This window comes from Paracraurococcus ruber (genome assembly GCF_004353985.1).
Lineage (GTDB): Bacteria > Pseudomonadota > Alphaproteobacteria > Acetobacterales > Acetobacteraceae > Paracraurococcus > Paracraurococcus ruber.
In genome coordinates, this window is record NZ_SMOA01000223.1 from 1 (window position 1) to 9,139 (window position 9,139).

At 69.4% G+C, this 9,139-nt stretch carries 9 protein-coding genes; 4 read left to right on the forward strand and 5 right to left on the reverse strand.

The window, feature by feature from the left end:
• Positions 1–582: 582 nt before the first annotated feature.
• Positions 583–1,665, reverse strand: a complete 1,083-nt coding sequence (locus E2C05_RS24870) for an alcohol dehydrogenase catalytic domain-containing protein (protein WP_133222340.1) — start codon at positions 1,663–1,665, stop codon at positions 583–585.
• Positions 1,666–1,773: 108 nt separating this feature from the next.
• On the opposite strand from E2C05_RS24870, the gene E2C05_RS24875 reads away from it, so the two are divergent.
• On the forward strand, positions 1,774–2,562 hold the full coding sequence (locus tag E2C05_RS24875; protein ID WP_133222341.1) for a helix-turn-helix transcriptional regulator: 789 nt from the start codon (positions 1,774–1,776) through the stop codon (positions 2,560–2,562).
• Between the two features lie 570 nt (positions 2,563–3,132).
• Complete coding sequence (locus E2C05_RS24885; RefSeq protein ID WP_158292357.1) at positions 3,133–4,464, forward strand: tetratricopeptide repeat protein; 1,332 nt, start codon at positions 3,133–3,135, stop codon at positions 4,462–4,464.
• Between the two features lie 135 nt (positions 4,465–4,599).
• Here the strand turns inward: E2C05_RS24885 and E2C05_RS24890 are convergent, their stop codons facing one another.
• The 3 genes from E2C05_RS24890 to E2C05_RS24900 form a co-directional block, all read right to left on the reverse strand.
• Entirely contained in the window at positions 4,600–4,968 is a 369-nt protein-coding gene (locus E2C05_RS24890) for a hypothetical protein (RefSeq protein WP_133222344.1), read from the reverse strand.
• 189 nt (positions 4,969–5,157) lie between these two features.
• Positions 5,158–5,607 carry a helix-turn-helix domain-containing protein gene (locus tag E2C05_RS24895; RefSeq protein WP_133222345.1) on the reverse strand — a complete coding sequence of 150 codons (450 nt, stop codon included), beginning with the start codon at positions 5,605–5,607 and terminating at the stop codon, positions 5,158–5,160.
• Positions 5,608–6,224: 617 nt separating this feature from the next.
• The gene (locus tag E2C05_RS24900) at positions 6,225–6,818 is read right to left on the reverse strand and encodes a TetR/AcrR family transcriptional regulator (RefSeq protein WP_240046885.1); all 594 of its coding nucleotides are present in this window, start codon (positions 6,816–6,818) and stop codon (positions 6,225–6,227) included.
• A 74-nt stretch (positions 6,819–6,892) separates the two neighbouring features.
• Between E2C05_RS24900 and bdcA the strand changes: the two genes are divergently transcribed.
• Together bdcA and E2C05_RS24910 are read left to right on the forward strand one after the other, a co-directional pair.
• Positions 6,893–7,606, forward strand: coding sequence for an SDR family oxidoreductase (bdcA, locus tag E2C05_RS24905; RefSeq protein WP_133222346.1), 714 nt, complete (start codon positions 6,893–6,895; stop codon positions 7,604–7,606).
• Between the two features lie 168 nt (positions 7,607–7,774).
• Positions 7,775–8,173 carry a nuclear transport factor 2 family protein gene (locus tag E2C05_RS24910; RefSeq protein ID WP_133222347.1) on the forward strand — a complete coding sequence of 133 codons (399 nt, stop codon included), beginning with the start codon at positions 7,775–7,777 and terminating at the stop codon, positions 8,171–8,173.
• A 436-nt stretch (positions 8,174–8,609) separates the two neighbouring features.
• Here the strand turns inward: E2C05_RS24910 and E2C05_RS24915 are convergent, their stop codons facing one another.
• Entirely contained in the window at positions 8,610–8,894 is a 285-nt protein-coding gene (locus tag E2C05_RS24915) for an ATP-binding protein (RefSeq protein ID WP_133222348.1), read from the reverse strand.
• Between the last annotated feature and the right edge of the window lie 245 nt (positions 8,895–9,139).

The window sequence follows — 9,139 nt, forward strand, 5'->3', positions numbered from 1 at the left end:
TGGGCCTGCACCGTGGGGGCCAGGGCGGCCGCACCGGCCAGCAGGGCGAGGGCGGCGGGGAGGATCATCTTGCGCATGGCCGGGGTCCTTTCTGTCTCTCTCGGATGACACCGGGCTTCGGGTTGCGTCCCGCCCTGGTGATCGCCTTCGACAAAGGGACTTTACCCAGGCCCCGCATCCGGGCCTGTGACCTGCACCACCATCACGGCGCGATCGCGCAGCGGCGACGGAGACGCGAAAAGCCCCGTGACCTCGGGGTGAGATCACGGGGCCCTCGTGTGCCCGCCGAGAGGACGGGCAGGGGTGTAGCTACATCGGTTGGCCGGGCGGACACGCGCAGGAGCACCAGGCTCGCCGCATGCCGTTCAACGTCATCCCGCCCTATACGGCGCCATGCCGGCTCGGCGGGCGGCCCAGAAGTGTTCCTTTGGACGGCGCGGTAGCGCAACCAACGATCACACGATCCAAACCCGAGAATACACCGCCGCTGTCCGGTGGCGCAGCGGTTAGATCATCCGAGGCTCAGTGCTGCAGGAACTCCGCGGTGGACTACGATGAAGCGGAAGGCCTGCCGAGGTTTGGTCATGATGGCTTGAGGACCGTCATGGCGAATGGCCTGGCATTTGCGGCCGCATGCGCGACGGCGGCGTTCGCCTGATCCAGCGGGAACTCCACGACGTTGAACTGGCCGAGCGACAGCAGGCCGGAGCGAACCAGCGCGGCCAGCCGCGTTGCCGCATCGGGCGGGTACATCCATTGGCCGAGGATGCGGATGCAGTCCCGCATGATCCAAGGATAGGGCAACTCAAGTCCCGGGCCGCCCAGCATGCCGACGCCACCCATCAGCACCACCCGGCCGTAGGGACGGACCGCCATGATGGCGGCGCGCGCCGCACTGGCGGGCGCCGAGGGCGGCAGCAGGTCGAGCACGCAGTCGATCGCGCCTGGGGCTGCCTGCCGCATCCGCTCGCGGTCCGTAACCTCCTCTCCGGTCAGCTCGACGGTCTGCACCCGCGAGCCGAACCGCCGCTCAAGGTCGTCCAGGATGGCCCGGTTCCGGCCGGGGGCCACGACGCAGGCCGCACCCATAGCCAGTGCCACCGCCACGCCGGCGCTGCCGAAATTGCCTGTGGCGCCGCTGACCAGCACCGTCTCTCCCGCCTGCAGCCCAGCCGCCAGCCAGCCGCCATAAGGCACCAGCAAGGTTCCGAGCGCGCACCAGCGCGCCGCCTCATCCGGTCCGATCGGGCCGATTGGCTTGGCGTTCTCGGTCGGGACCAGCATCCGTTCAGCAAAAGAGCCGTGCCGAAAATGTCGCTGCAGATGGAGGCCGCCTTCGCCCCGGGCGCTCCAGCCCTGCAGGGTGATCTCCGGCGAGGCGGCGGCGTCGCGCGACCGCACGGTGGGGTCGCAGAACACCCAGTCACCGGGCACAAGGTACGCAGCATCCGGCCCGACCTGCAGGACCCGGCCGATGCCGCCCGGGCCCGGTACCACCGGCAGGTCGAGGATGTAGCGGCGCTCTCCGCTGAAGACCTCGTTCGCATAGGACAGCACGCGCGTCGCGGCGACCTCGACGACCACCTCGCCGGTGCCGAGGACTGGGTCGGGCAGGGTCTCGATGACGAGCGGCGAGCCGAACGCCTTTAAGATGGCGGCATTCATGGGGCGGACCTCGCTGTTCCGGAATCCCAGAGTCGCAGCTGGCCGAGCGGCATCCAGGCCTGGCATTATCCTGGGACTGTGACACCCAGCATCGGGAGTGACCCGTCCATGGCGGATCCGCGTCGGAGCGAGCTGGCCGACTTCCTCCGGTCGCGGCGAGAAAGGTTAAGCCCGGCGGCGGTCGGGCTGCCCAACGGGCGCCGCCGCCGAACGCCGGGCCTGCGGCGGGAAGAGGTGGCCGAGCTCGCCGGCATCGGCATCGACTGGTACATCCGGCTCGAGCAGGGGCGTAGCGTCAGTCCCTCCGTCACCACTGTCGATGCGCTGGCGCGGGCGCTGCGTCTTGGCCCCGTGGAGCACGCTCATCTGCGCGCCCTGACGCGCGACGCCGATCAGCGCGCCTTCGTGCCCGAGACGGTGCCTGGGGCGATCCGCCGGACGGTGGAGGGCCTGCACCCGCCGGCCTACGTCACCGGCCGCCGCTGGGACATCCTGGCCTGGAACGCCGCGGCAGCGGAGCTCTTCGCCTTCGACAGGTTGCCAGCGGAAGATCGCAACACCCTGGTCAGCGTGTTGACGAAGCCTGCCGCGCGCCAGCTCTTCGGAGCCGGCTGGGCCGCGGAAGCGCGGCGCATGGTGGCTCAGTTCCGTTCCACGCACGACCTCTGGGCTGGCGACCCGGCCTTCCTCGACCTGCTGCGGCGGCTGCGGCAGGGCTGCCCGGAGTTCGCGGGGTGGTGGGAGGCACATGACGTCCACGAGGCCAGGTCGGGTGAGAAGCTCCTGCACCACCCCCGCCGGGGGCTGCTGCGATGCGAGTACGCCACCTTCCAGGCGAATGACGATCCGGCGCTGAAGCTGGCGATCTACACAGTCATCGAGCCAACAGATTCGTAGGGGAGAAGGGGCCCGGCGCTCTCAATGGGTGCGTGGGGAATTGCAGGCGGTTGATGTTCAACGTCCGCCATGGGCTGAAGCCAGCGGAAGCCGCTCGCTTCGACCCATGCTGTTCAAGCGCCGCATTCCTGAACGTTCTGGTGTTGCATTGTCTTTGCGGCAGCCAGCGCGCGGTCCTCTGGCAGGAGGCCGCTCCGGTTGGGCCTGTCTCGGCCATAAGGTCCTCGGCCGGGGTTGCGCCGAAGACCCTGGCCAGGACCAAAGCGGGCGCTGCATACAGGATCCGCCTACGCGTCTCCTGCGCCCTGGCCATCGGACGCATTGCGCGGCGCCCTCCGGGCGCCCAGGCACTGTCTGATTTCGCAGGGCAAGGCAGCACATTGCCGCGGCTGAGCCAATGGCTGGCCAGAGCGGATTGCGGCGGCGCTTGAACGGTCCAAAGCGTGAATCCCCTCCGCCAACAAGGCCCATGGCGGTGTAGCGTTCAGTTCCGAACGCAAACCGCGATAGGGTGTGCCGGTCGATCCGGGCAGGTTCAGCGCATCGCCAGACCCAGCAAAGGACAAGGCCATGACCATCGCCCGCATGCCCGAGCCGCTCTCCGGCGTCACCCCCGAGGCCATCCGGCTGTTCGACGCCGCCGCGGAAGCCTTCGCCCTGTACCGCGGCGACCCCGTCGGCCTGCTAGACGAGGCGATCGCCGTCGCCCCGCGCTTTGCGATGGCGCGGCTGTTCAAGGCGTGGCTCTTCGCCCTGACCACCGAGCCCAAGGCGACTGCGGCGGCGCGCGCCCTGCTAATCGAGGCCATCGCGCTGCCCCTTCGGGCGCGTGAGACCGGCCATGCCGAGGCGCTGTCGCAGGTTCTGGCCGGCAACTGGAGCGCCGGGGGCCTGGCGCTCGAGCGGCATTCCCTGCTGTTCCCGCACGACCTGCCGGCACTGCAGGCAGGGCACCTCATCGATTTCTTCAGCGCCAATGCCCGCGCGCTGCGCGACCGCATCGCTCGGGCCTTGCCGCACTGGCGGGGCATGCCGGGTCGGTCGCTCGTGCTCGGCATGTATGCTTTCGGGCTCGAGGAGTCGGGTGACCACGCCCGCGCCGAGGCCGTCGGGCAGGAGGCGGTAGAGGCCGACCCGCGTGATTGCTGGGCGCACCACGCCGTCGCGCATGTAATGGAGATGCAGGGCCGCCCGGCCGAAGGCCTCGCCTGGATGGCCGGGCGGGAGCCGCACTGGGCGGGGAAGGAGAACTTCTTCCGTGTCCACAACTGGTGGCATCGCGCGTTGTGCCACATCGAACTCGGCGACACGGCCGCTGCGCTCGCGCTCTATGACGGGCCCGTGCGCGGCGGACGGAGCGCGGTCGCTGTGGATCTGGTGGATGCCTCGGCGCTGCTGTGGCGGCTCGACCTTTTGGGCGTGGATGTTGGCGCGCGCTGGGACGAACTCTCCGTGGCCTGGGACCAGCAGGCGGATGGGCGGCTCTACGCCTTCAACGATTGGCATGCGGCGATGGCGCATTTCGGCGCTGGCCGCCTGGACGCGGTGGAGCGCCTGCTCGCGGCCGCGCGCCGGGCGGAGGGCTCGGAGGCCGCGCGCTGGATGCACGAGACCGGCCTGCCGCTGATCGAGGGCTTCGCCGCCTTCCGCCGCAGCGATTACGCCGCAGCCGTCGAGCACCTGTTCGGCGCGCGGCAGATCGCCAACGCCTTCGGCGGAAGCCATGCGCAGCGCGACGTGATCGACTGGACGTTGACGGAGGCGGCGATCCGGGGCTGCTTGGCCGAGACGGCGGAAGCGCTGGCGCAGGAGCGGCTGGCGCTGCGCCCGCACAGCCCCGTCAACCACCGCTTCCTGGAGCGCGCGGGCGGGCTGACCCCGGCTGGCCCTGCGGCTGGCTGAGCTTCCGGATGGCTGGCCGTGGAGCACGGGACATCCGAGGGCGAGGTCCTGCGCGAGCATCGCCAGCCACCGGAGCTTGTCCTGGCCGACGTGAGGGTAAATCGCCATATCGCAAGAGTCCCCTCCGGGTCGGCCTTACCCGCCCGGAGCGCAGAGTCTTGCGGCGAGGCTCGGAAGCCCCTGACGCCTCAGCGCGTCGAGGTACGCGCCGAACGTTGGCGTGCTCCGGCTGAGGTTGGCATGGGCGGCCTCCGCCGAGGCGCGCACTGCCTCCGGGTCAGCGTCGTGCAGCGCGCAGAGAAACGGGTCCGGGTGCGCCACGGCGACGCCGAGCGGCGCGAGGGCGCCCGGCGGGAAGTCGCGCAGATTCATCGTCAGGATCACGCCCAGGCTCGCCGCGATCACCGCCGCCAGCACGTGCCGATCGCCGGGGTCCGGCAGCGACAGCCCGTCCACGAGCGGCTCCCAGCCGCGCACCTCAGCCTCGGGCAGGACGCGGTCCATGAGGTCGCGGGTGTGCAGAAGGCGTTCGCGCCCGACACGGCCCGTGGCCGCGAGGTTGGCGATCCACTCCTCGTGGATCCGCGCCGACCTGAACCAGTACGTTTCGGATGTGGAGAGGGTGGAGGAGGTTTGCGTCGATCACGACGACCGGGGGGCGGTGAGAGTGGTGCCTCGCCGCCCTCGCCAGGCTCAGACACCATGGCGCCGTTCGAGGTCCTCCGCGTCGGTGGCGAGCTCAGTTATCGCGGCGCGCCGGTTCGTCTCGCGCGCGCGAAGCGCGAGCACGTCGGCTAGTCGCACCCGCCTGTGCGCGCCCACCCGCCGGAAGGGCAGCAGCCCGGCGTCCATCCGGCGGCGCACGAGGGGGCGCGAGATCCCCAGCACAGCGGCCGCCTCCTTGGGCGTGAGCTCGGCGTCGTCGGCGAACACCGTGACTGCCTCTGCGGTGGCAAGGCCCTCCAGGAGCTCTGCGAGCGCTGGCAGCGCCGAGGGCGGCAGGCTCAGCGCCTCTTCCGTCCCGTCACCGCGGGCAACGCGCAGCTCGGCGCGCTCGGCCGCGCGCAGGGCGGCGGCGCCTCGCGCGCCGCCGGGGCGCTCGCAGGATGGTAGGGAGTGGCGGATGTGGGCGCGGATCGGCATGGGGGAAGTTTAGCGCTTATCTGGAATAACCGAAAGCACTTCGATGGTTCTCCCGGCATGGCGGCCGGCCGCAGTGCCGGGTCCGTCCGACCCCCGCGTCGCCGTCGTTAGATATCGATGCCTTTCGAGATGGCCGTCGCGTCGTCCTTCTCCACGCCATGGGCGTTATCCTCATCAACGCCTACTGGCCACCATACTAGCAGCACCGCGGTCGCTCCCGCTTGGGAAGCGTTGCCATCGGGTTAAATTTGGCCGGGATCGCCCGGATTCTGGCGCCTGAGGCATTCCTGACGATGCCGTGCCCCCAAGCGGTGCCGCGAGGCGTGCTGTTCGCTTGCCCGCGCCACTCATTTACCTTCTGACAAGGCCGCATTTCGGGAGCGGTACCTCGCACTCGGTGCGGCGTCCGACACGCAATCCTGGCCCGTCTGGCGCTGGCCCTGCCCCCACTTATTCACGCTTCATAAGTCGGCTTGCTCGCACGATCCCCACTGCAGGCCGGCCATCTTGTTGCGGGGGCGGAAAGCGGCTGTCGTCCGCCCCCTCTATGTGCGCGCGGGACGCAGGCATTGCGCGGCTGGCTTCGCACAACAGACAACGCGCTTTCGGCAAGGCGCTCAGGTTTGGAGCACCTGTCCGAAGGGCAAGCTGGCGAGGCGGGCGGTGGTGAGCAGGCGATCCAGGCCGTAGCCCTCCCGAGCCATAGTGGAGAGGCCGGTCATCACAGTCACGACGTAGTCGGCCAGGCGCCCTGCTGAGTCCGGGTTGGTGGCGGCGATGAAGCGACGGATGGCGATCTCGCCGGTGGCGGCAATGGCACGAGCCGCCTGCCTCGCTTCTGGATCGTTGCAGCGCGTCCCCTCGATGACCAGGCAGCCGGCGGTGGCCGGGTCGGCGGCGTAGCGGCGGGCGGCCTCTTCCAGCAGGGCCGCCAGGGCGTCGGCGACGGGGCGGCCAGGGCGCAGAATTTCGTTCAGGGGCAGGCCGTCAGCAACGCTGTAGCGGCCGAGGATACGGGCGTAGAGCCCGGCCTTGCTGCCGAAGGCGGCGTAAAAGCTTGGTGGGTTGATGCCGATCGCCTCAGTGAGGTCAGCAACGCTGACGGCATCGTAACCGCGAGCGTGGAAGAGGCGCTGGGCGGTGGCGATGGCGGCCTCGGGGTCGAACCGCCGGGGCCGGCCGCGCGGGCGCGGTATTTTTGTATCAATCACTATTAAACGCCTTGACGGAGCCTTCTGAGTATTTATGTAGCGACCACTAGATCGAACCTCAAGGAGGACCTCACATGGCCGGCTTTCAGAGCAAATCCGTTCTCGTGCTCGGCGGCAGCCGCGGGATCGGGGCGGCGATTGTGCGGCGCTTCGTGGCGGAAGGCGCGGCGGTGACCTTCACCTATGCCGGATCGCGCGAGGCGGCCGAGCGGTTGGCAGCCGAGACAGGCGCCATGGCGGTGGTGACGGACAGCGCAGACCGCGATGCTGTAATCGAGCGGGTGCGCGAAAGCGGGCCGCTCGACGTGCTGGTGGTGAATGCTGGGGTTGTCGTCTTCGGCGACCCGCTGGAACTGGACCCTGACGTGGTGGACCGGCTGGTCCGCATCAACGTGAACGCGCCTTACCACGCGGCGGTGGAGGCGGCGCGGCGGATGCCGGAGGGCGGCCGGATCATCGTCATCGGCTCCGTCAACGGCGACCGGGTTTCCTTCCCGGGCGTGTCGGCCTACGCGATGAGCAAATCGGCGCTGCAGGGCTTGGCTCGAGGGCTGGCGCGCGACTTCGGGCCGCGCGGGATCACGGTGAACGTTGTGCAGCCCGGGCCGATCGACACCGATATGAACCCGGCGGAGGGACCGCTGAAGGACCTGCTGCACCCCGCCATGGCCTTCAAGCGTCACGGGCGTCCGGAGGAGGTGGCGGGGATGGTGGCCTGGCTCGCGGGGCCGGAGGCGGGCTTTGTGACCGGCGCCATGCACACCATCGACGGGGGCTTCGGAGCCTGATCCTGCGCGGCGCGGAGGGCTGGGGCGTCTTCGGCCCTGGACGAAGCCCAAATGGCTTTCTCGACGCGCCGGACCTTCCATCGCCCTCGGAGATCCGAGGGGGCACGGCCACATGGCCCGGCGCAGTTCCTTGCGCGCGACACCTTTTCGTCTCTGAAGAGGCCCATCATGTCGAGCAACGACCTGACACTTCCGGGAGCGCCGGAGGCAGATTTCAACCATCTCCTCCGCGCAAACCTCGAGCGTGTGTTTAACGAGCGCGATCCCGCTCGCCGCGCCGCGGCCGTAGCGGACCTCTATGTCGTCGATCCCGTGATGTACGAGCCCACCGCAATCGTGACGGGCCGCGCGGCGATCTGCGAGGTCGCGGGGCGTCTGCTGGATCAGTTCGGGCTGACCTTCGCGTTCCACGCGGACGGCGTGGCCGTCGGCCACCATGGCCTTGGCACCTTGCGGTGGCACGCGGGTCCGGGCGAGGAGGTTGCCGTAACAGGCACTGACGCAGCGCAGATCGTGGATAGGCGAATATCCCGCCTCTGGGTCCTGCTCGACCCGTCGGTCCGATGATCGCCGTCTGCATCTAGCTTGTGGGCCGGCTTCATCCCCCCTCGGACAATGGTCGATGCAGACGGGCCACGGGCATGCGGAAGTTGCCGAACCGCTCCTCGCTAAGGAACTGCCTGCCTGATTACGCCTGACGCGTCTGCTGCGGGTCGGCTTCCGAAGTAGATTTTCTGCTCCGCGCTATTCACCAGGAGGGGAGCAAACCTTCTATGCTGCGGATGCGGGTGGGTTTGGAAACATTTACGGAGAAGCCTCGGTGCGGAACGCAGACGCGGTCACGTACCGGTCGCATCCCGCTTCCAGCCGGCTCCGCCACTCGCGGCCGCGGGCGGCGCCGATCAATGCGGAGCGAAGGTGACGGCGAGGGCCATGCCGGGCCCGTCAAGCACTTCGAGTTCGCCGCCGAGCTGCCGGGCCAGGGACTGTACGATCGACATCTCTAACCCCGCGCGCCGGCGGGCAACGTCGCCGGCGGTTCCGCGCTCGCCCTGACGGGACCCGGGCCGTCGTCATGCACGACCAGCCGAAGCGCCCCGCCAGCATGCGGCCGCAGGCTCACCGCGAAGATGCCGTCGTACCCAGGGCGGAAGGCGTAGTTCGCGGCGTTGAGGGCTGCTTCGTTCACCAGCAGCACGAGTGCGGTCATGCGGCTGACCGACAGCGGCGCCGGAATGGGCTCGATCGAGACCGTGACTTGGAGATCCCGGAAGGTCTCCGCCAGCATCTCTCGCAGCACGAGCTCAAGCCCCTGACGGTAGGCGTAAAGCTGCCGCGGGCTCTCGTGCCCAGCCTGGCCGCGATTGGTGGACCAGTCCCGAGCACTAATACCAACGGCTGCTCTGTTGAAACCCTCTGCGCCTCCTGCTGGTTCGGTCCACTTTTGGCGGAGGCCGGAGACCAGCGATGCGGAGGATGTCGAAGTCGGCGGTTCGGGTTACCCGGGAGGCGCTGGCGGCGGGTCGGGCCGCC